Below are 21927 nucleotides of genomic sequence, written 5' to 3' on the forward strand. Positions count from 1 at the left end.
ATCACCTCGTCTCTTCTTTTCTCTCCTTCGCACGAAGCTGTCCACATGCAGCATCGATATCTGAACCTTGCTCACGGCGAATTGTTACATTTACACCATGTTTCTTTAACGTTTTTTCAAATAAAAAGATTTGATCTTTCGGTGTTCTTACATAATCTCTTTCTGGTACATAGTTAACAGGAATTAAGTTAACATGGCACTTTATTCCTTTTACAAGCTCAGCTAGCTCTTCTGCATGCTCCACTTGATCATTTACATTGCCAAAAAGACCATACTCAAAGCTTACTCGTCTTCCTGTTTTATCCACATAATAACGAATTGCTTCAATTAAATCAGGTAGTTTATAAGCGCGGTTGATCGGCATTAGTCTGCTTCTTAGCTCTGTATTTGGAGCATGTAGGGAAACAGCAAAGTTTATTTGCATATTTTGGTCTGCAAATTCATAAATTTTTGGGATAATACCACTAGTTGAAACAGTGATATGTCTTGCACCAATATTTAACGCTTGTTCATGATTAATAATTTTTAGGAAACTTAACATACTAGCAAAGTTATCAAATGGTTCGCCAATTCCCATAATAACAACTGAACTTACACGTTCACCTAATTCATCTAATGCCTGTTGTACTTTTACGACTTGAGCAACGATTTCTCCTGCTTCTAAATTTCTTTTTAATCCACCTAATGTAGAAGCACAGAATGTACATCCGATTCTGCAGCCTACTTGTGTTGTTACACATACAGAATTGCCATATTCATGGCGCATTAAAACGGTTTCGATGGAATACCCATCATGTAATTCAAATAAAAACTTAATTGTTCCATCATTAGATGTTTGCTGAATAAGCGTGTTTAATGTTGTAATCGTAAAATTTTCTTGCAGCATTAGCCGTAGATTTTTTGATAAGTTAGACATATCTTCAAAAGAGGTTACTCTCTTTTTATATAGCCATTCAAAAATTTGGTCAGCACGAAATGCCTTTTCATTATGTTCTGTTAGCCAATCCTTTAATGCTTGTAATTCCATTGAGTAAATCGAGGGAATAGTTGGTTCTGCCTTTTGTCTTCTTCTTGATGATGTTTTTACTTGTTCCATCATTGCACCTTCTTTCTTAATGCTGCAATATAAAAGCCATCGGAGCCAAAATACTGCGGTAAAATCTGTAATTCGTTTCCATCTGTATATTGTTTAATGTCGGCCGGTAATCGTTCCCCTAAAGTTAAATCTCTTTCAAAATGGGAATTGTCCGCCAAAAATTTTTCTACCACTTCTTCATTCTCTGCTTTATCAATCGTACATGTACTATATACTAATAATCCACCTTTTTTTAAGAGGGAAGAGACAGAAGCTAATAAATCCAATTGAATTTTTTGCAAACGATCAACATCTGCTTCTGTTTTTGTATACTTCATATCCGGTTTTCTTCTCATTACGCCAAAACCTGAACATGGTGCATCAAGAAGAATACGGTCAAAGCTTTCTTTCTCAAGGCTGCTATCTAGCTTTCTTGAATCCATTGCCTTTGTTTCAATCGTTGATAAATCCAAACGTTCTGCATTTTGCTTAATAAGCTTTACTTTATGCTCATGAAGATCAATGGAAAGAACTTTTCCTTCCTTATTCATCTTCTCCGCAATATGTGTCGATTTACCACCAGGAGCGGCGCAAGCATCCAATACAGAATACGGCTTGTCTACATCTAGTGCATAAGCAACAATCATAGAGCTTTCATCTTGAATTGTTAACATTCCTTTTTCAAAAGCAGTTGAATGGGCTACATTTCCTTTTAATACCTTAATCCCTTCTGGAATTACCCCACTAGCTTCAACTTGGAATCCTTCTTCTGTTAAAAGGGATATGCATTCTGAGACAGAGATTTTTGTAGTATTTACCCTAGCTGTTTGCATTGGTGCTGTTAAATTAATTTCACACATCTTCTTCGCTTCTTCTAGCCCTAGCTGCTCCACCCATCTTTTTACAAGCCAGCGGGGATGACTTGTTTCAATAGCAAGTCGCTCTATTTCATCTTGAATTCCGCTAAAAGCTGGCAAGCCCTGTCTAAGGATATTCCGTAAAACAGCATTTACTAGGCCGCTAATTCCTTTATGACCCCTTTTTTTCGCAATTTCTACCGCTTCATTGATTGCAGCATGATCTGGAATGCGATCCAAATATATTATTTGATACAGTGTCATCTGTAAAAGAATATGCACCCAAGCTTCCATTTTCTTTCCTTTATTAATAAAAGGATGAAGATAAAATTCAAGCGTCATTTTTCGTTGAAGTGTCCCATATACGATTTCCGTTAGCAAACCAATATCCTTTGAGGGAATCTCATTTTTTTTAATCGTTGTATTTAATAATAGATTACTGTACGCTTGATTTTTTTGAATACTCTCCAAAATATCCAACGCTGCTTCCCGAACATTTTTTCTAGTTTTCTTCATTTGTTACTCCTAATACTTCATTTACTTGCATCTTGCTGCCAGCGCCACGTAAAAATTGACCAATATCCATTTTCTTCTTCCCTGCTGGTTGCACTTCTGTTAATTGAATATAGGTGTCATTGCCCGTTGCTATAACTGGACCTTGATCTGTGATTTCTACAATTGTTCCAGGAGCGGCTTCTTCCGTTTTCGTTACTTTCTTTCCTGCCCATACTTTCATCACTTTCCCTTGATATAGGGTAAAGGCTACTGGCCACGGATTTAACCCACGAATTTTGTTATAAACTTCTTCACCAGAAGTAGACCAATCAATTTTCTCATCTGAACGTTTTAGATTTGGCGCAAACGTTGCCTCCTCGTCCTTTTGAGGTATAGGAGTAATTTCTCCTGCTAACAGTTTAGGCAAAGTTTCAGCTAATAAATCACTTCCAACAACACTTAATTTATCATGAAGTGTTCCTACTGTATCTTCTTCTTCAATTTTCACTTCTGCAACGGAGATAATGTCACCAGCATCTAACTTCTCTGCCATATACATAATGGTAATACCGGTTTTTTCTTTTCCTTGTAAAATACTATAGTGAATTGGTGCTCCTCCTCTTAATTCAGGAAGCAAGGATGCATGAACATTTACACAACCGTATTTCGGTGCATCTAATAGCTCTTTTGGCAAAATTTGTCCAAACGCAGCAGTCACGATTATATCTGGATTTAGGGAAATAATTGTCTTTAACTCTTCTGATTGACGAATTTTTTCTGGTTGATATACAGGGATATTATGCTTTAGCGCTTCTATCTTTACTGGTGGCGGTGTTAGCACTTTTTTTCTGCCAACAGGACGATCAGGCTGGGTAACAACAGCAATCACATCATACTTTTCTTCTAATAATCTTTGTAATACAGGAACAGAGAAGTCTGGAGTTCCCATAAATACTACTTTAGTCATTTGCTTCCACTCCTTCTAGCTCATCTTCCTCTAGATAGCGAATTACTTTAGAAGTAAATAATACTCCATCTAAGTGATCCATTTCATGCAAAATCGCCCGTGCTAAATATTCTTCTGCTTCTATTATATATTTTTTTCCTTTTCTATTTTGAGCCTCTACTTTAATTGAAAACGGACGATCAACATCCCCGAATAATCCGGGAAAGCTTAAGCAGCCTTCTGGTCCGACTTGAGAGCCGTCTACTTCTAATAAAATAGGATTAATTAATTCCAGTGTACCCATTTCATCATCAATATCTACTACGGCAATGCGTTTTGATATCCCGATTTGCGGTGCAGCAAGGCCGACACCATCAAATTCAATCATTGTATCATACATATCGTTTAGTAGCTTTGCTAATTTCTTATCAAATACTGTAACTTCCTCACATGGTGTTTCTAACACCGGATCTGGGAACATTACAATTTGTTTTACTGCCACATTATTTCCTCCAAACATTGAGCGCAATTTCAGTTTAAATAATTTTTAACCTCAGACTATTATCAAATTTATTGTTCCTTTTATCTAAATAAAGTTCTTACAAACAGCCTATGCAAAAATTCATTCCTTTTTGTATTTTATCAAACCCTGCTACTAAATAGCTATGTATTCCTTTTGGAAATTAATAAGTTCCTTCCTATTTTGGGCTAACAAAATAAAAACCCATGTCAGAAAAACTCAGGATAACTTTAACCATCCATCATTTTCGCTGTCATGAGCCTTGAACATTTTAACATATTACCATGCAAAAAGAAAGGAGCGGTTCCCCGCTACGTCCATTATAATTGCTAGTAAAACATTTACCCCTTTATCGCCAATCTTTCTGGGAAAAACAGATTATTAAGCTCTTTAATTTTCGCTAAATCGCATTTTGGAACGCGCTCATATGTTAGAATACCGTTAATTTCTTGTTCGACATCTGTAAGTTGTGTATAGCAATAGCCCCATAGTCCTTTTGATTGGAAAATTGCTTCCATAATCTTGCGGTATTCTGTTATATAATCCTCTGCGTTCTCTACGGAAGTATAGCCCCAGCCGCTTTGATCACCCATTTTAAAAGCAATTCCTCCGAATTCTGTTAACAAGATTGGTTCTCCTTTATGAGCGTGATTTGCTGCATACACATCCCATTTACTATGAGCATGGGTAAGTAAATTTTCAACCGTTGAAATAGACTCCTTGAAATATTGATATTTCTCCTTCTCCTCTGCATTACCATGGCCGTAATTATGAATCGCACAAATGTCTGTATCGGTTGCTTCCCAGCCATCATTGGAGATTACAAGGCGTGTGCCATCAATGGCATGGAGCATATGATACATAGTTGTTGAAAAGTGCTGCTGTGTTTTATCAGAATGAATATCTGGAATACCCCAGCTTTCATTAAGTGGCACCCATGTGATAATAGACGGATGATTATAATCTCTCTCCACAATTTCCATCCATTCCTTCATTAATCTTGTTGCAGCTGTTTTTGTATAAATAGGTGCTGATGCGCATTCTCCCCATACTAGAAAACCTAATGTATCTGCATAATGCAAGAAAAGAGGATCTTCTGTTTTTTGATGCTTTCTACAGCCATTAAACCCCATTTCTTTAGCGAACTCGATATCTTTTTTAAAGTCTTCTGCTTTTGGAGCTGTTAAAAGTCCCTCTGGCCAATACCCTTGATCAAGAACCAGTTTTTGATAATAGGGTTTATTATTTAAATAGACCATGCCCTTTTCAGTATGAACTTTACGATAGCCAAAATAGGATTCCACCCGATCTAAAACTGTTCCACTTTCATCACAAAGTTCAAGAGAAACATCAAATAAATTTGGATGCTCTGGTGACCATGTGTAGCCATCATCATGAAAATTGGTACGAAAAATTTTATTTTGGATAATGTCTACTGCCCGTTTTTCGGTAATATTGTTCATTTTAATGCGATCTTCTGCAATCAAAGTATTCTTAAACATCATTTTGTAGTTTATATAATAAGTAGCTTTCGAAATATCTGTTTCTTCATTTAAAGCAAAATCCATCCATACGACGCCGCTATCAAGATCAGATGTAAATCGAACTTTTTCAATATGTTCATTATTTACTTGTTCTACCCAAACCGTTTGCCAAATTCCTGTCGAATTCGTATACCAAATTGCCCGGGGCTCCTCTTCCCAGAATTGTTTGCCCCGCGGAATCGTTTCATCTTTTAAAGGATCATAGACCTTAACAGTAATAATTTGATTTTCTTCTGCTAAATAATTGGAAATATCAAATGAAAACGAAGTATGCCCGCCTTCATGCTCTCCCACGAATTGTCCGTTCACATAGACCTTGCTATAATAGTCTACCGCCCCAAAATGCAAGATTGTTTTCTTAGCAGAATCATTAGAAATAACTACTTCTTTTTTATACCAAACATATTCATGGACAGCTCTTTCTCCAATCCCACTTAATAAAGATTGGTAGACAAACGGAACTTGTATTTCTTTTTCAAATGTTTCTTTATTAAAATACTGCTTTTTTTCTCCAATATTGTCATCATCAAACTGAAATTGCCATGTTCCATTTAAGTTAATCCACTCATCACGCACAAACTGAGGGCGCGGGTACTCTTGTCTCGTCATCTTATACACTCCTATGATTATAATCTTCGAGTATTTACTTGTCTTACTCTCTCAACAGAAACTTTTGGTTTTCTATCGATTGTAAGCAAGCCATTTACTTCTTGTTGGACATCTGTTAGTTGTGTATAACAATAACCACATACATATTCTAAATCCTGAACTGCATGATGGATGTCTTCAAAACGTTTAAAAAACGCTTCTTCATCCTTCACTTGATTCCCATATCCCCAGCCTTCCTCTGTTTGAAAAGCAATTCCGCCAAATTCAGAAATAAGGATTGGCTGACCTTTATATGGGTAATTCTTTGCAAAGGCATAGAAACCTTTATTAAACTGGATGGAATTCGACATTAATTTTTCTTTATCTTCATATCTACTTGCAAGAAGCGCTCCAAATTCTTCATAGTCATGCAATGTGATAATATCGGAAACAGTATGTTCCCAGCCGTCATTTGTGATTACAGGACGATTGCTATCATATGCTTTTGTTAAATGATAGATACTTTCTGTAAAAGCTTGTTGCTGTCTGTCATGATGGATATTACCAATACCCCATGATTCATTAAATGGAACCCATGTGATTACACTTGGATGGTTGTAATTTTGCTTTACAATTTCTAACCATTCATTGGTGAAATTCCGAACAGCTTTGTCACTAAACCCATACGTTGAACCAACCTCTAACCAGACAAGAAGACCTTTTTTATCCGCTAAATATAAAAATCTGCTGTCCTCTACTTTTTGGTGCTTCCGTACTCCGTTATAACCCAATTCTAATACTTTATCGATATCTTCTTCTAAAGCCGAAACACTTGGTGGAGTTAAATCCGATTCTTCCCAATAGCCTTGGTCTAAAATTAAGCGTTGATATAGCTCTCTATTATTCAGAAGGATTCTATTTCCTTCAATAGATATCTTACGCATTCCAAAATAGGATTGGACTTCATCCAGTAATACATCTTGATGGTACAATTTAAGAGTCAAATCATATAGATTAGGATTTTCTGGACTCCACACCTTCATTGTCCATGGATCCAGTCTTTCTAAAACACTTCCTTTAAGTATTGCTACATTATCAACTATATTTGCCGTTAATTCATTGATTACTTTGCCATTAAATTGGATTGTTGCTACTACTTTATATCCTTCTGCTGTAAGCGGGATGTCTTTTGTTTCTACTTCTATCGCTACTTTTTGCTCATCAAATAATGGTGTAATTTTAGCATGGTTTAAGTGAGCTTCATTTACATACTCCAACCAAACCGGTTTCCATATTCCCGTTGTTTGAACATACCAGCAGCCAAAATTTTCATCATGCCAGCGTTGTTTTCCTCTCGGTTGTGCACAATCCTTTGAATCTTTGACTTTAACAGTCAGTTTATTCTCGCCAGTTGTCACATAGTTAGCTATATCTACAGAAAAACCATGGTAACCTCCTTGATGAATTGTTACGAGATGACCATTTACATAGATAAACGCCTCATAATCTACTCCTTCAAAATGGACAATCGGATGCTTTTGTATATCATCGATTGTAATCGTTCTTTCATACCAAACCGTTTCGTGATGTTCTTGCTGATTAATCCCACTTGCTTTCGTTTCATAGGTGAACGGCACATTTATGGTTGTGCTCTTTGGAAAAGATGCATACCACTTCTCCTTCTCCCCTACTTTTTTATCATCAAAAGCAAATTTCCATTCTCCGTCTAGTGAAACCCATTCCGCTCTGTGGAATTGAGGATTTGGATGCCATTCATTCATTAATTTATACCTCCAACTTGTTCATTTCTTGTCCTATTTATTTTTCGTATAGATTTATTTTTTGCTAAAACTAAGATACCCGCCGACATACATAAAACTAGACTTATAATATCCATGATCGTATAAGATAGTGCCCCACATACGAATAGCCAAACTGCGACCTTTACATGGACTTGATCATCTATCATATATTTTTTTGCACAAACTAAATTAATTAACCCGAGACCGATTAACAAGGCACCAAACATCCCTATAAATATATAGATACTTCCTACATACGATTCCATTGCTTTCATATAAGCGAACTTAGAATCCTCTACAAGCTTTGCACCTTCTACCTTTTTTAATGTCCCATATAGCAAGATCGTAAAGAGACCATCAACAATTTGCCAAACACCCACAATTCTCACTAAATTTCTTTCTAACTTTCTATTCATTATCCTTTCACCCCTGCAGATAACGACATAGATTCCAAGAAATACTTTTGTGCGAATAGATATAAAATAAAGGTTGGAATAATCGCAAACAATGCACCTGCCATTAATAAAGTCGGTTGTGCTTGATACATTCCTTGCAATAATTGTAGACCTGGTGTAATTGGCATCTTTTCTATATCATTAAATACAATGGACGGCCATAAGAAGTCGTTCCATGATCCCGTAAAGGAGAATAAGGCAACAACCAAAAGTACTGGTTTTACCAATGGCAATATTACTTTTCCTAAAATTTGAAAATCATTTGCACCATCCATACGGGCAGCCTCATCAAATTCGAGGGGAATATTATTCATAAACTGTCTAACTAGGAAGATATTAAATACTCCAGCAGCTCCAGGAACAATCATCGCAATCGGTGAATTCACCCATCCAAGGACATCGATAATTTTATAAAGAGGAATAAGATTTACTACTCCTGGAAACATCATCGTTGCCATTAAAAAAGCAAACAAACCGTTTTTACCCCTAAAATCCAATCTGCTAAATGCGAACGCAGATAATGTAACAACAATTAAAACTAAGATGGTATGTGATACAGAAATAACAACTGAATTTGTAAACCAACGTACCAATGGTGTACTTGTATTATCAACTAATAATGTTGTGTAATTTGTAAGTACCCATTCAATCGGTAAAAATTTAAAGCCCACTGTTTGTAGTTCTATTTCTGATTTAAAGGAGGTTACAACTCCCAATAATAAAGGAATAATCCAAATCACAGCCATGACAAGCAAAAAGGCAAAAGCAATTATTTTCGGTAGTGGATTGGTTCTTTTACTACTCATACTCTTCCTCCTCTAATTAATTCTTTCTCTCTCTTAAGAAAAAGAATTGCAATGATGCAACAACCATTATGCAAAGTCCAAGAATAACAGCCATTGCAGACGAGATTCCAGCAATCGATTGACCTGAACCAAAGGCATTTTGCTGAATATCCATTAATAACACTCTCGTTGAGTCTGTTGGGCCACCACCAGTTAACATTAATGGCTGACCATAGACATTAAATTGGGCAATGGTTGTGATAACAACCGTATAAAGAATTTGCCCTTTCATACTTGGAAGGGTGATTTTAATAAATTTCTGGAAAGAAGAAGCGCCATCAATGTCTGCTGCTTCATAGTAATCTTTCGGAATGCCATTCAGTGCCGCTTGGTAAATGATCATATTCCCACCAATCGTCCACCAAACCGTTACTACTACTAGTGCAATCCATGCAAACGGCTGTGTACCAGTCCAAACTGTTTCAAGATTAAATATATTATTAATTGGACCATACGTTACGTTAAACATAAGTCCCCAAATGATAATGACAGCAGAAATTGCGAATAATGATGGTAGATAGAATAAAGACTGAAAAACTTTCCACAGAGTCGGTTTTGTATTCAATGCCGCTGCAAGAAAGAGAGGTACAAGAATACAAAATGGGACGGTAAATAGAACAAATAAAAAGGTGTTTTTCAAACCACTATGAAGTTGTTCATAAAAGACGGAATCAGATTGAAGTAATAGTTCTTTATAATTATCCAATCCAACAAAGGTTGGGGAACTAATCAAATCCCATTCTGTAAAAGAGATATAAATTCCAAAAAAGATTGGAATCAGAAAAAACACTCCAAAAATAATCAAATGAGGTGCTAAAAATAGCCATGGGGCAAAGGAGGTATTCCTAGTATTTTTCATTTTCATTTGATTCACATATTTCGTAGTGGAAACAGTTTCCATACACCCTACTTCCTTTCCTCTTGCTTTTATTAAAGTAAGATTCGTAGATCCTATACAATTAAAACTTATAGTCTAAATGCACTTATTTTCTTACTAGCAACTTTGATTTCTGTATGTAGGCTGTTGACTATTCTAAATAGATTGGGCCGTTTTGTTGATATTAGCTGCAGCTGAATACACTTCGCTTTTTGCTGGCAAGGTTTTAGTCATCGCGAGCATAACTAGTCATGTTTCCACGTATCTCGCTCGTTTTACCCGGTTGCGCCTTTCGTGTATTCAGTCTGCTTAAGATTGGCTATCCTTCCTTTTCCTGCATGTTTTCAATTATCTAAGAACCCCTAAAATCCCAACTCAAAAAGTAAACACTTTCATTTTTATTCGAAAATCAATTATTCGAATTATCTTTTTCTACCTTTGCAGATATTTCTTTTTCCATATCCTCTAATGCTTTGTCCGTTTCTGTTTTGGAGAATACAACATCGCCCGCTTTCGAATCAAGCAATTCAGAAACATAACCATTGTATTTGTAGTCAAATATTTTTAATGTTGCTTGTTGTTCTGGTGTTGCTAAAAAGAATGATTGTGGCATTGCTTTATATTCTTCATTTTCTAATAGAGAAAGCGTTGCTGGGTTTTGACCGGATTTTGCCCATTCCATTGAATTATCACGAACCCAATCTAGAAACTCAACGACACCTTTTGCTTTTTCTTCGCTACGAGAATCATCTTTAAACATGACAAATTGGTGTGAGGAAGACCAGTTCACTGCTTTAGATAAGTCATCTGATAATTGCGGAGCGTTTGTTAATCCCCAATTTATCTTTGACTCTTTAATTTGGTTTTGCATCCAAATTCCTTCTGGTAGAAAAACAACTTTTCCAGTTAAGAACATTTGCGTAGGATCTTCTCCATCCTTTGTCGTATAGCCAGCCTTCACATAATCTCTCCACAAATTAAAAGTATCTTTCGCTGCTTGGTTAACTAAAGTTGGTTGAATGCCGTCTTCTGTTAGCTCACCGCCATTTTGTGCATATAGTGACAAGAAATTAGGCTTCAGCCATGTTACCCCTAGTGCTCTGATTTTATCCTTTTGCGCTTGCTCACCAACTTGTTTAATCTCATCAAATGTTACAATATTATCATCCAATGCTGTCGGTAAATACTTATCCACTAAATCTTTATTGTAATAAAGTCCGAAAGTATGAATATCTAATGGAATACTATAACGCTCTGAATCTAGTTCTCCAATCTTCCAAGCCTCCGCAACATAATTGTCTGCCTTAATTTCTGGAAAATCGGCGAGCAAATCATTATAAGCAGTTAACATGCCATTATCTTTAAACTGTTTAATTCGTTCTGCATGGACGATTGTTAAATCTGGAATATTCTTTTTGGAGTTTACAATTGTCGGAATCTTCGTATACATGTCCGTTTCTTTTAATGAAACGTTTTTAATTTTGTATTCAGGATTCGTCTTATTATATTCATTTACCATTGCCTGCATGTTTTTCCCGTCAGGCCCTGTGAATGGATTCCAAAACGTAATTTCGTTTTTGGAACTGCTACTAGCTTCCGAATCTCCACAGCCTGCTAAAATACCAATTGAAAGCCCAATTACCCCAAGATACTTCCAAAGCTTACTCTTTGCCCCCACAATAATTCCTCCTTTTTATTTAACTCATTACTCATCTAAATTCTTTAACTAAAAAGTTAAAGTTTATCTTTCAAACCTTTTTACATTACTAATTTAACAACTCAAGAAAGCGTTGTCAATGCTATTTTGTCAATATTTAAAGTGTTTTCTATTGCGGTTAAACACTACGAATGATATAATAAATAAACAAGCTATTGTTTAACTAAATAGTTAAAGGAGGTCCCCATGCAAATACAAATTTCAAAGGATTATTTTCATATTTACCAAGCACTTGCTAGCGAAACAAGAATTGAGATTATTGAAATCCTTGCTAAAAACAATATGAATATATCTGATTTAGCAAAACAATTAGGTATAAGTGCCGCTATCGTTACCCGTCATATTCAAAAGCTAGAAGAAGCAGGAATCGTTAAATCGGAAAGAACCCCGGGAAAATCAGGACTGCAGAAAATAGTCTATTTAGCGATAGACAATATTGAAATTCATTTTCCAAGAAAAATATTTAAAGAATATCAACTCCACCAGACAGATTTAAAAATTGGTCATTATACTGATTTTTCCGCTATGCCTACTTGCGGAATTGCAACAGAAAAAGAAATCATCGGGAAAGCGGATGATCCTAAATTTTTTATGGATAGCCAAAGAGTAGATGCACAGCTATTATGGTTATCTAAAGGATTTGTAGAGTACAAAATCCCAAATTTACTAGGACCAAATGAAATTCCAGAAATGGTAGAAATCAGTCTAGAGCTTGCATCTGAGTTTCCGATTTCCAATAATGTATGGCCAAGTGATATAACGTTTTACTTAAATAACGTGGAGATTGGCACCTACACTGTGCCTGGAAATTTTTCTGATGTGAGAGGTCGCTATACGCCAAAATGGTGGAATGATAAATTTAGTCAGTACGGCCTTTTAAAAACAATCAGGGTAAATAAAATGGATACAGGTATTGATGGGGAGCCGTTTTCTAGTGTCACGATTAATGATTTACAATTAGAGAACTCCCCCTTTCTCACTTTGAAAATTGCGGTTAAAGAAGATTCAGAAAGAGTTGGTGGGATGACTTTATTTGGGGAACATTTTGGAAACCATAAGCAAAATATACAGATTGGGATATATTATTTGGAGAAGGAAAATTAATATAGCAAAATAAAAAGAAATGACCGTTTCCATTCTGTCATTTCTTTTTATTTTCATTTTCACGTTGAAGGTTAATAGCCAACAGTAGCATCGTTTGTAACAGTCATCACTACATCAAAATAAACGGATTAACATCAATCGAGATCTGCAATCCATTTGTGCTTATTTCAGTCTGATAATGATCTAAAATTGACTTTAGAACTTCCTCTAAGTTTGGTTCTTGTTTATATTTTATTAGGCATTGATAACGATATTTATTCTTTATCCTTGCGATTGGTGAAGCGACTGGTCCTAAAATAACCGTTTGCGGTGATAATCTATTTCTGACGATCTGCGTGATTTTCTCCGAGACACCGACTACTTTCATCAGCTCTTCATGACTAATCGTAATCATCGTAAGAAAATAGTATGGCGGATAGGCATGCTGTCTGCGAATCATCATCTCCGTTTCATAAAAACGGTCATAATCCTGTTCGCTCGCAAGCTCAATACTGTAATGCTCAGGGGTATATGTTTGAAAAATAACTTCTCCCTTTAATTCATGTCTGCCTGCTCTTCCACTTACTTGTGTCAGTAATTGAAAGGTCTTCTCCGATGAGCGGAAATCTGGCAAATGAAGCATTGTATCAGCTGATAGTACGCCAACTAGCGTAATTCTTGGGAAATCTAGTCCTTTGGCAATCATTTGGGTGCCTAATAGAATATCTGCCTCTCCATCTTGGAATTTTTGTAGCAGCTTTTCATGAGCACCCTTTCGACTTGTTGTGTCCACATCCATCCGAATAACTCTAGCTTCTGGCAGGATTTTCGCCAGCTCTTCTTCTACCTTCTGCGTTCCTGTTCCAAAATACCGAATATGCTCACTGCTACATTCTGGACAAGTGGTAGGCGTATATGTTTCATACCCACAATAATGACACTTCATCTGATTTTGAAAACGGTGGTAGGTTAAGCTAATATCACAATTCGGACATTTAACAACATACCCACAGTCACGGCACATGACAAAGGACGAATGCCCTCGCTTATTTAAAAATAAGACTGTTTGCTCTTTCTTTTCAAGGCGATCTTTCAGCTTATCTAGCAATACTTCGGAAAACATGGAGCGATTGCCGGTTCGAAGTTCTTCCCGCATATCAATAATTTCCACATTAGGAAGGGATTGGTTATTCATTCGATTAGGAAGGGATAGTAAAGTATATACGCCTTTTTGGGCTCGTGCAAAGCTTTCTAAAGAAGGAGTTGCACTACCTAAAATAATCGAACAACCATGCTTTTTCCCTCTTTCGATGGCAACGTCCTTTGCATGGTAACGTGGATTCTCCTCTTGCTTATAGGTCATTTCATGCTCTTCATCAATAATGATAATGCCAAGATTCGTAAATGGAGCAAAGATGGCGGACCTAGCTCCTACGACAACTTTCACTTCGTTTCTTTGAATTTTTCGCCACTCATCATACTTTTCTCCCACTGACAATCCACTATGCAAAACCGCAACCAGTTCACCAAATCGCCCTTTAAAACGGTTAACCATTTGGGGAGTTAGGGCGATTTCAGGGACAAGCACAATCGCTTCCTCTCCCTTTGCCAATACTTTTTCAATGGATTGCAAATAAACTTCTGTTTTCCCGCTACCGGTTACACCATATAAGAGAAACACTTCATGGCGCTCCTCTTTGACCGCCTGATGGATCGGTGCAACAACCTTCGCCTGATCATCTGTTAAAGGCAAGGCATATGTTCTTTCAAACTCACGCTCTTGATAAGGATCTCGATATACTTCTTTATCTATTTCGCCGAGAAGACCTTTTTCAACTAGCCCTTTTATAGCAGCTGTAGAAATCTTTAATTTCGTTAAGAGCTGTTTTTGTTCAATTGGTTCTGGATGCTCACTAAAAAACGCAAGTAATTCTTTTTGTTTTTTTGCGTTTTTATTCAGCGATTCTTCGTAATCGGTTAAATCTTCTCTCTTTACCAAAGGATAAATATGCTTTACCTTTTTCTTTTGACCTCTTGATTGAACCTCGTAGGAAACTTCTATTGTTCCTTTTTTCACTTCCTTTTGCAGAGCAGAAAGAGATACATTCTTTAGAGCTTCCTCCCACACTACTTCTTCCATATTGCGAAAAAGAGCAGCTACCCCTTCTGCCATGTCTTGTTCTTTTCCCATTACCCTTTTTACCTTGCGCTCATATTTAGCCTTTAAAGCCGGCGGTAGCATCGCTTGAAAAGCAGAAATTTTATAGCAAAGGGTAGAATGAGACAACCAATCAGCAAGGGATAAAAGCTCTTTATTTAAAACAGGTACTAAGTCCATCGGCTCGATTATCTTTTTAAGTGATTTAAAACTAGACGTTTCCTCCAAGCTTTCCACAAATCCTTGAACCTTTCTAGGACCAAATGGAACAATAACTCGCATGCCTGGTTGAATAACCTCTTCCAGTTCTTCTGGAATGAGATAATCAAAGGGTCTGTCCGTTTGTTTTGCCGGAACATCGACAATTACTTTCGCTACAGTCATTTCTGAACAGCTTCCTTCATCAAGACCGCTTGTTCCAAGATTTTTTCCGCTACTTCATCTTTAGAAAGAAGGGGAAGTTCGATGGAAGTCCCATCTTTCTTATACATTGTTACTAAATTTGTATCTGTTCCAAAGCCAGAATCCTGCCTATTTACATTATTAGCAACAATCATATCCGCATTTTTCCGTTTTAATTTATCCATTGCATACACAGCCATATTTTGCGTTTCTGCTGCAAAGCCAATCAGAATTTGTTGATTTTTTCGCGACCCAAGTTCTGACAAAATATCCTTAGTCCGTGTAAATTCGATTGTTTCTGGACCGCTTTGCTTTTTCACTTTATGATCATATACTACCGTTGGCTTATAATCACTAACTGCTGCAGTTTTAATGATAATGTCAGACTTCTCGCTATAGCTTATCACCGCATTATACATCTCTTCAGCACTTTCCACAGAAATTACCTGTGCACCCTTTGGTGGGGCAAGATTTGTTGGTCCGGATACTAAAATAACATTTGCCCCATATGCAATTGCCTTTTTTGCAATACTATATCCCATTTTTCCAGATGAATGATTGGAAATAAAACGAACAGGATCAATTTTTTCTCGCGTCGGTCCAGCAGTTACGAGAACGGTTGTACCACTAAGGATGTTTTTCTTCCCAGAGAAATAATCCTCCATATGCTGAATAATCATTTCTGGTTCTTCCAATCTTCCCTTCCCCACATACCCGCATGCTAAATAACCTTCACCCGGGTTAATAAATCGATACCCATAGTCATGAAGCGTATTAATGTTTTTAATAACTGCAGGGTGATCATACATATGAACATTCATGGCAGGAGCAATCCAAACATCACTTGTCGCTGCAAGCAAGGTGGTTGTAATCATATTATCAGCAATGCCGTTTGCTATTTTTCCTATCACATTCGCTGTTGCCGGTGCGACTAAAATCAAATCAGCCCAATCTGCCAAATCAATGTGGGCAATCACTTTCGGATCTTTTTCATCAAATGTGTCCGTATATACTTCGTTTTTAGAAAGTGCTTTAAAGGTTAAAGGATTCACAAATTCCATGGCCGCTTCCGACATGATAACCTTCACATCCGCGCCCTTTTGCGTTAATTTACTTGTTAAAGCACATGCCTTATAAACCGCAATTCCTCCCGTAACACAAAGAAGAATCTTCTTTCCATTCAACATTATGCGCTTCCTTCCTTTCTTTCTGTTCTAAGAGTTTATGATAAATAATATTGTTTTATTTGTATTCCGTGGGGACAGCACGATTCACTGGGACGAGCGCCGAGCCGCTTCGCCAAATCTTAAATCGGAAACCAACCTGCTTAGTTAGAATTTAAACATTTATGGGAACACCATTATGTAGTCTTTCATTACTTCTATTATTGTTAAGCATATAATTAAATAACCATTATGTCCATGAAAAAAGACTTAGTAAATGGAATTGCTCCTTTTACCTAAGCCTTTTAGTTTGTACTATATTTTTCAAAAAAATTTAATTATTCCTCGCTTGAACCACTTGGAGTATTTACACGGTAAGTTAGCTGATCTTTATTAATCTCTTCTAATGCTTTTCCTACATTTTTATGAGAAACATATTTTGCTAATTGTGGTCTCGCATTTGTTTGTAGCTTTCTTGCTCTCTTTGCAGCAACAGATACTAATGAATATTTAGAATCGATTTTTGTCATTAATTTATCAATGGATGGATATAACATTATTTAGCCTCCAGCATTTTCTTGTATTTTGGTTCTACTCTTTCTCTGCGACAATGTTCAGCAACAATGATTGCTTTAATTTTTTCACAAGCATTCTCTACTGTATCATTTTCTACGACATAATCATATAAGTGCATCATTTCAATTTCTTCTCTTGCCACATTCATACGGTTGTTAATAATCTCTTCTGACTCTGTACCTCTTGTCACAATACGATTCTTCAACTCTGATAGGCTTGGCGGGCTTAAAAAGATAAATAAGCCGTCAGGAAACTTCTCACGAACCTGCTTTGCACCTTCTACCTCAATTTCTAAAAAGACGTCTTTCCCTTTTAATGTTGTTTCTCGTACGTAATCAACTGGTGTACCGTAGTAATTTCCTACAAATTCTGCATATTCTAGTAATTTCCCTTGTTCGATTAAGCCCTCAAATTCTTCTCTCGATTTAAAGAAATAATCTACACCATCTACTTCACCAGCGCGCGGAGCTCTAGTTGTCATGGAAATAGAATATTCAAAGGATGTATTTTGTTGTGAGAATATTTCCTTTCTCACTGTTCCTTTCCCTACACCAGAAGGTCCAGACAAAACGATTAAAAGTCCCTTTTCTACCAAATCTTTCTCCTACCCTTCGTCTATAATCTCATCACGATCATTTAATCGATGTGCAACCGTTTCTGGCTGAACTGCTGAAAGAACAACATGATCGCTATCCATTACGATAACCGCTCTCGTTCTTCTGCCATATGTAGCATCTATTAATGATCCTCTATCCCTAGCATCTTGGATAATGCGTTTAATGGGGGCAGATTCTGGACTGACAATAGAGATAATTCTATTTGCAGAAACTATGTTTCCAAAACCAATATTAATTAACTTAATGGACATTTGCCTACTCCAATCCTATTATTTTTAGTTTTAACTAGGAAGATTTATTCTAAACCCTATTTATTCAATGTTTTGGATTTGTTCTTTCATTTTTTCCAAACAGCTTTTCACCTCGACAACAATTGCTCCAATTGCTGATGAATTAGCTTTAGAACCTATCGTATTGATTTCTCTGTTCATTTCCTGCAACAAGAAATCAAGCTTTCTTCCAATCGGGCTTTCTTCTTCCATAATTTGATAAAACTGTCTAATATGACTATGTAATCTAACTAATTCCTCATTAATATCTGCTTTATCTGCAAAAATTGCCACTTCTGTAACGAGTCTTGCTTCCTCTATCGGTTCCGGCAAATAGCTTTCTAGACGTGCTTTCAGCTTTTCCCGGTATTGTGAAATCACTTCAGGAGCTAATGACTGTAATTTTCAACCCAAGTCTCTGTTTGCTTCAGGTTGTTTTCTAAGTCTTTGGATAACTCTAATCCTTCTATTGTTCGCATATTATTTAACTGGACAACCGCTTCTTCAACTGTAGTAAGTAATACTTCTGATAGTTCTTCCATGTCAAGTTCCCGTTCTACTATCTGAAAACACTCTTCTTGATTTAAGAGATCTCGTAGGGAGATAGGCTCTTCAATGGAATATTTGTCTTTTAATTGATGAAGTAATTGGTAATATTGATCAAGCAATGGCCAATCGACGATCATTTCTTGGCCCCTTTTCTCTTCATCTTCTAAGCTTACAAATACTTCTACTCTACCTCTATGTATATAGTTTGAAATAATTTTCTTTATTTGTTCTTCCAAATATAGAAATTGCTTTGGCATCCGAATAATCTGATCGCTAAACCTGTGATTGACCGATTTCATTTCAATGTGAAGTGTTGAATGATGATATTGTTTTGTTGCTCTTCCAAATCCAGTCATACTTTTTATCATGCTAACACATCCGTTTTCTTAAAATGTGCGAATTAATGTTGCTCATGCTTTTCCCGCAAAGTTTCGCTACTAACCCGCAGCCTGAATACACTTCGCTTTCCGTGGGGCGAGCGGTGAGCCTCCTCAGCTTCTCTTCCGGGGTCTCACCTGTCTCGCTAATCCCCGTGGTGTCTCCGTGTATTCAGGCTGCTTTATTATTCTTTAATAATTTCTCATCATACTTGCATAGCGTCGAATATTTTAGAAAAAACAGCATTAAAAACCACATTAAATAAATAAAAGGTAATAGAGTGGTCTCTACTACCTTTTGGATTATAACATATTTTATTTTGATTTACTTAATAAAAATGATCCTGCGAGTAAAAAAGTTGGTACGGAAGCGAATCCGATGATCATTGGCCAATCTTTCATTGCTATTGGCAGTGTATGGAAGATTTCTTGTAGGAATGGTACGTAAATGACGACTAGTGCAAGTACAAGGGATGAAATAACGGCCCATACAAGATACATATTGCCAAATGGGTTTCTTGAAAAAATTGATTTTTCACTGCGGCAGTCAAAAACATGTATTAACTGAGCAAGGACTAATGTGATAAATGCCACTGTTTGGGCGTATTCTAGATTTTCTGGATTATTATCATAGGCAAACATAAACGCTAAAATTGTGGAAATCCCGATTAAAAATCCTCTTGAAATTACCTTCCAGCCGAGCCCTCTTGAAAATACACCTTCATTCGGACTTCGCGGACCTCTTTTCATGACATTGTCTTCTGGTCTATCCAAGCCTAAGGCCATTGCTGGCAATCCATCTGTTACTAAATTCACCCATAGAATTTGGATTGGTACAAGTGGTAAAGGTAGAGCTAATAACATCGCAAACAGCATAACCAGTATTTCCCCAACATTTGAAGCTAGTAAATAACGGATAAATTTACGAATATTTTCATAGATATTTCTACCTTCTACGATCGCTGCTTTAATGCTTGCAAAATTGTCATCCATTAATACTAAAGAGGATGCTTCCTTCGCTACATCTGTACCTGTAATTCCCATTGCAATACCGATGTCCGCCTTCTTGATTGCTGGAGCATCATTCACTCCATCACCAGTCATAGCTACGACATGTCCTCTATTTTGGAATGCTTGAACAATCTTCAGTTTATGTTCTGGAGAAACGCGAGCAAATACAGCAACATCTTCTACAATATCCTCTAATTCTTGTAAACTTAAATCTGTTAGCTCTTTTCCTTCCATTACCTTGGAACGGTTATTGGCAATGCCAAGCTGCTTAGCAATCGCTTTTGCCGTAATAACATGGTCTCCGGTAATCATAACTGTCTTAATTCCAGCTTCTTTACATTCTTTGACAGCTTGTTTTACTTCTGGTCTTGGTGGGTCAATAATGCCTTGGAGCCCGATAAAAATTAAATCCTTTTCCGCTTCTCTTTCGTGCAAAATAATCGTATTTGGAGATATTTCCTTATATCCAATAGCGATTGTACGAAGCGCTTGGGAAGCTAATCCGTTAATCGCTTCCTGCACTACTTTCTTCTGCTCACTTCCTAATACAGTGGAACGATTTTCAAAAAGAATCGATTTACTTTGACCAATCAACACATCTGGCGCACCTTTTGTTACGACAAACTGTCTTCCAGATGGGTCTTTTACGATCACACTCATCATTTTTCTTGTCGAATCAAAAGGAAATTCATTCACTATCGTAAATTGATTTAATAATTGAGAGCGCGTAAATCCTGCCTTCATACCAGCAACTAGTATAGCGCCTTCTGTCGGATCACCGTTTAAAACATATTCTCCGTCTTTTTGCAGTATCTCTGCATGATTACAAAGCATTCCAAATGTTAAAAGCTGTTGTAACGCCTTATCTTTAGCAGGATCGACTAATTTTTCATCTGCATAGTATTTTCCTTGTGGTTCGTATCCTGTTCCATCTACTGTATACGTTTTGCCACCAATCCATGTTCTTGTAACCGTCATTTTATTTTGCGTTAATGTACCGGTTTTGTCTGAACAGATTACAGAAGCACATCCCAGCGTTTCTACTGCAGGCAATTTACGGACAATTGCATTTTTTCGGATCATTTTCTGAACACCAAGAGATAAAGCAATTGTAACAATCGCCGGTAGCCCTTCTGGTATTGCAGCAACTGCTAAGGATACACCTGCTAGAACCATTGTGTATAAATCATGTCCTTGAAGTACACCAATTACTACAACTAATACTGTTAATAGCAAGGCCGTTACAATGAGAATCTTCCCTAACTGCTCTAATCTTCTTTGCAGTGGGGTTGTCACAGAATCTGCATTTTGCAGCAAGTCTGCGATTTGTCCCATCGCCGTCTTCATTCCCGTACCGATTACGACACCAACACCACTTCCACGCGAAACCATCGTACCCATAAAGCCCATATTCTCCATATCACCGAGCGCTAAATTATTATTCTTAATGGCTGATACGATTTTAGGAACAGGTACAGATTCACCTGTTAACGCTGATTCTTCGACCTCTAAACTTCTTGATTCTATTATTCTTACATCTGCACCGATTCGGTCCCCGCTAGCAAATTTAATGACATCCCCAGGAACTAATTCCTTTGATAAAATATTTATCCATTCCCCGTTGCGAAGGGCATGAACATGGGGCTGTGATAACTCCTTTAAAGCAGACAAGGATTTCTCTGCACGAATTTCTTGAAAAAATCCAAGAAAACTATTGAGAATTATGATTGCAATAATGGCAATCGCATCAATATATTCACCCAATAAACCTGAAACAAGCGTAGCAGCTAAAAGAACAAGTACCATAAAATCCTTAAATTGACTGAAGAAAATAAGCAATAGTGATTGCTTTTCTCCTTCCTCTAATTCATTAAATCCAAAATTCTTTCGTCGCTTTTCCGCCTCTTCATCCGTTAATCCAGCCGAAAAATCAGTATTCAATGTTTGTTCTACTTCTTTTTCGTTCATTTCATGATAGTTCATCCGGCCATCTCACTTCCC

At 36.8% G+C, this 21927-nt stretch carries 19 protein-coding genes; 1 reads left to right on the top strand and 18 read right to left on the bottom strand.

What is annotated here, in order from left to right; genetic code table 11:
- Window position 1: 1 nt before the first annotated feature.
- The 10 genes from rlmN to ADJ83_RS22390 form a co-directional block, all read right to left on the bottom strand.
- The gene (rlmN, locus tag ADJ83_RS22345) at window positions 2-1099 is read right to left on the bottom strand and encodes a 23S rRNA (adenine(2503)-C(2))-methyltransferase RlmN (protein WP_031534388.1); all 1098 of its coding nucleotides are present in this window, start codon (window positions 1097-1099) and stop codon (window positions 2-4) included.
- Window positions 1096-2448, bottom strand: a complete 1353-nt coding sequence (gene rsmB / locus ADJ83_RS22350) for a 16S rRNA (cytosine(967)-C(5))-methyltransferase RsmB (RefSeq protein WP_031534386.1) — start codon at window positions 2446-2448, stop codon at window positions 1096-1098. The genes rlmN and rsmB overlap by 4 nt, the downstream gene beginning before the upstream one ends.
- Window positions 2435-3394, bottom strand: a complete 960-nt coding sequence (fmt, locus tag ADJ83_RS22355) for a methionyl-tRNA formyltransferase (protein ID WP_031534384.1) — start codon at window positions 3392-3394, stop codon at window positions 2435-2437. The genes rsmB and fmt overlap by 14 nt, the downstream gene beginning before the upstream one ends.
- Window positions 3387-3875 carry a peptide deformylase gene (gene def, locus ADJ83_RS22360; protein ID WP_031534382.1) on the bottom strand — a complete coding sequence of 163 codons (489 nt, stop codon included), beginning with the start codon at window positions 3873-3875 and terminating at the stop codon, window positions 3387-3389. Before def ends, fmt begins: the two co-directional genes overlap by 8 nt.
- Window positions 3876-4234: 359 nt before the next feature.
- Entirely contained in the window at window positions 4235-6046 is a 1812-nt protein-coding gene (locus tag ADJ83_RS22365; RefSeq protein ID WP_031534380.1) for a glycoside hydrolase family 2 protein, read from the bottom strand.
- 17 nt (window positions 6047-6063) lie between these two features.
- Window positions 6064-7806 (bottom strand): glycoside hydrolase family 2 protein, encoded by a 1743-nt coding sequence (locus tag ADJ83_RS22370; RefSeq protein WP_031534378.1) that lies wholly within the window; start codon window positions 7804-7806, stop codon window positions 6064-6066.
- On the bottom strand, window positions 7806-8243 hold the full coding sequence (locus tag ADJ83_RS22375) for a hypothetical protein (RefSeq protein WP_031534377.1): 438 nt from the start codon (window positions 8241-8243) through the stop codon (window positions 7806-7808). Before ADJ83_RS22375 ends, ADJ83_RS22370 begins: the two co-directional genes overlap by 1 nt.
- On the bottom strand, window positions 8243-9088 hold the full coding sequence (locus ADJ83_RS22380; RefSeq protein ID WP_031534374.1) for a carbohydrate ABC transporter permease: 846 nt from the start codon (window positions 9086-9088) through the stop codon (window positions 8243-8245). Before ADJ83_RS22380 ends, ADJ83_RS22375 begins: the two co-directional genes overlap by 1 nt.
- A 16-nt stretch (window positions 9089-9104) precedes the next feature.
- The gene (locus ADJ83_RS22385) at window positions 9105-10028 is read right to left on the bottom strand and encodes a sugar ABC transporter permease (RefSeq protein ID WP_331280212.1); all 924 of its coding nucleotides are present in this window, start codon (window positions 10026-10028) and stop codon (window positions 9105-9107) included.
- Window positions 10029-10413: 385 nt separating this feature from the next.
- The gene (locus tag ADJ83_RS22390; protein ID WP_031534370.1) at window positions 10414-11682 is read right to left on the bottom strand and encodes an extracellular solute-binding protein; all 1269 of its coding nucleotides are present in this window, start codon (window positions 11680-11682) and stop codon (window positions 10414-10416) included.
- Window positions 11683-11907: 225 nt separating this feature from the next.
- Between ADJ83_RS22390 and ADJ83_RS22395 the strand changes: the two genes are divergently transcribed.
- Window positions 11908-12825 (top strand): ArsR/SmtB family transcription factor, encoded by a 918-nt coding sequence (locus ADJ83_RS22395; protein WP_031534368.1) that lies wholly within the window; start codon window positions 11908-11910, stop codon window positions 12823-12825.
- A gap of 109 nt (window positions 12826-12934) precedes the next feature.
- Here the strand turns inward: ADJ83_RS22395 and priA are convergent, their stop codons facing one another.
- The 8 genes from priA to ADJ83_RS22430 all read right to left on the bottom strand — a co-directional run bounded on the left by priA (window position 12935) and on the right by ADJ83_RS22430 (window position 21909).
- On the bottom strand, window positions 12935-15346 hold the full coding sequence (gene priA / locus ADJ83_RS22400; protein WP_031534366.1) for a primosomal protein N': 2412 nt from the start codon (window positions 15344-15346) through the stop codon (window positions 12935-12937).
- On the bottom strand, window positions 15343-16551 hold the full coding sequence (coaBC, locus tag ADJ83_RS22405; protein WP_031534364.1) for a bifunctional phosphopantothenoylcysteine decarboxylase/phosphopantothenate--cysteine ligase CoaBC: 1209 nt from the start codon (window positions 16549-16551) through the stop codon (window positions 15343-15345). The genes priA and coaBC overlap by 4 nt, the downstream gene beginning before the upstream one ends.
- A gap of 314 nt (window positions 16552-16865) precedes the next feature.
- Entirely contained in the window at window positions 16866-17084 is a 219-nt protein-coding gene (rpoZ, locus tag ADJ83_RS22410) for a DNA-directed RNA polymerase subunit omega (protein WP_031534362.1), read from the bottom strand.
- Window positions 17084-17698 (bottom strand): guanylate kinase, encoded by a 615-nt coding sequence (gene gmk, locus ADJ83_RS22415; RefSeq protein WP_031534359.1) that lies wholly within the window; start codon window positions 17696-17698, stop codon window positions 17084-17086. The genes rpoZ and gmk overlap by 1 nt, the downstream gene beginning before the upstream one ends.
- Before the next feature lie 9 nt (window positions 17699-17707).
- Window positions 17708-17971, bottom strand: a complete 264-nt coding sequence (remA, locus tag ADJ83_RS22420) for an extracellular matrix/biofilm regulator RemA (protein ID WP_031534358.1) — start codon at window positions 17969-17971, stop codon at window positions 17708-17710.
- Window positions 17972-18031: 60 nt separating this feature from the next.
- A complete protein-coding gene (locus ADJ83_RS26385) occupies window positions 18032-18370 on the bottom strand; it encodes a DUF1732 domain-containing protein (RefSeq protein ID WP_231512490.1) in 339 nt (112 codons plus the stop codon).
- Between the two features lie 8 nt (window positions 18371-18378).
- A complete protein-coding gene (locus tag ADJ83_RS26390; protein WP_231512489.1) occupies window positions 18379-18906 on the bottom strand; it encodes a YicC/YloC family endoribonuclease in 528 nt (175 codons plus the stop codon).
- Between the two features lie 324 nt (window positions 18907-19230).
- Window positions 19231-21909 carry a calcium-translocating P-type ATPase, SERCA-type gene (locus ADJ83_RS22430; RefSeq protein WP_031534357.1) on the bottom strand — a complete coding sequence of 893 codons (2679 nt, stop codon included), beginning with the start codon at window positions 21907-21909 and terminating at the stop codon, window positions 19231-19233.
- Window positions 21910-21927: the final 18 nt, after the last annotated feature.

The sequence above is a fragment of the Bacillus sp. 522_BSPC genome (assembly GCF_001076885.1).
Lineage (GTDB): Bacteria > Bacillota > Bacilli > Bacillales > Cytobacillaceae > Niallia > Niallia hominis.

Bases quoted from the DNA above. Each gene is read 5' to 3' on its own strand.
- rlmN (WP_031534388.1), bottom strand. From the start codon at position 1,099: ATGATGGAACAAGTAAAAACATCATCAAGAAGAAGACAAAAGGCAGAA.
- rsmB (WP_031534386.1), bottom strand. From the start codon at position 2,448: ATGAAGAAAACTAGAAAAAATGTTCGGGAAGCAGCGTTGGATATTTTG.
- fmt (WP_031534384.1), bottom strand. From the start codon at position 3,394: ATGACTAAAGTAGTATTTATGGGAACTCCAGACTTCTCTGTTCCTGTA.
- ADJ83_RS22365 (WP_031534380.1), bottom strand. From the start codon at position 6,046: ATGACGAGACAAGAGTACCCGCGCCCTCAGTTTGTGCGTGATGAGTGG.
- ADJ83_RS22370 (WP_031534378.1), bottom strand. From the start codon at position 7,806: ATGAATGAATGGCATCCAAATCCTCAATTCCACAGAGCGGAATGGGTT.
- ADJ83_RS22375 (WP_031534377.1), bottom strand. From the start codon at position 8,243: ATGAATAGAAAGTTAGAAAGAAATTTAGTGAGAATTGTGGGTGTTTGG.
- ADJ83_RS22380 (WP_031534374.1), bottom strand. From the start codon at position 9,088: ATGAGTAGTAAAAGAACCAATCCACTACCGAAAATAATTGCTTTTGCC.
- ADJ83_RS22385 (WP_331280212.1), bottom strand. From the start codon at position 10,028: ATGGAAACTGTTTCCACTACGAAATATGTGAATCAAATGAAAATGAAA.
- ADJ83_RS22395 (WP_031534368.1), top strand. From the start codon at position 11,908: ATGCAAATACAAATTTCAAAGGATTATTTTCATATTTACCAAGCACTT.
- priA (WP_031534366.1), bottom strand. From the start codon at position 15,346: ATGACTGTAGCGAAAGTAATTGTCGATGTTCCGGCAAAACAAACGGAC.
- coaBC (WP_031534364.1), bottom strand. From the start codon at position 16,551: ATGTTGAATGGAAAGAAGATTCTTCTTTGTGTTACGGGAGGAATTGCG.
- rpoZ (WP_031534362.1), bottom strand. From the start codon at position 17,084: ATGTTATATCCATCCATTGATAAATTAATGACAAAAATCGATTCTAAA.
- remA (WP_031534358.1), bottom strand. From the start codon at position 17,971: ATGTCCATTAAGTTAATTAATATTGGTTTTGGAAACATAGTTTCTGCA.
- ADJ83_RS26390 (WP_231512489.1), bottom strand. From the start codon at position 18,906: ATGATAAAAAGTATGACTGGATTTGGAAGAGCAACAAAACAATATCAT.
- ADJ83_RS22430 (WP_031534357.1), bottom strand. From the start codon at position 21,909: ATGAACTATCATGAAATGAACGAAAAAGAAGTAGAACAAACATTGAAT.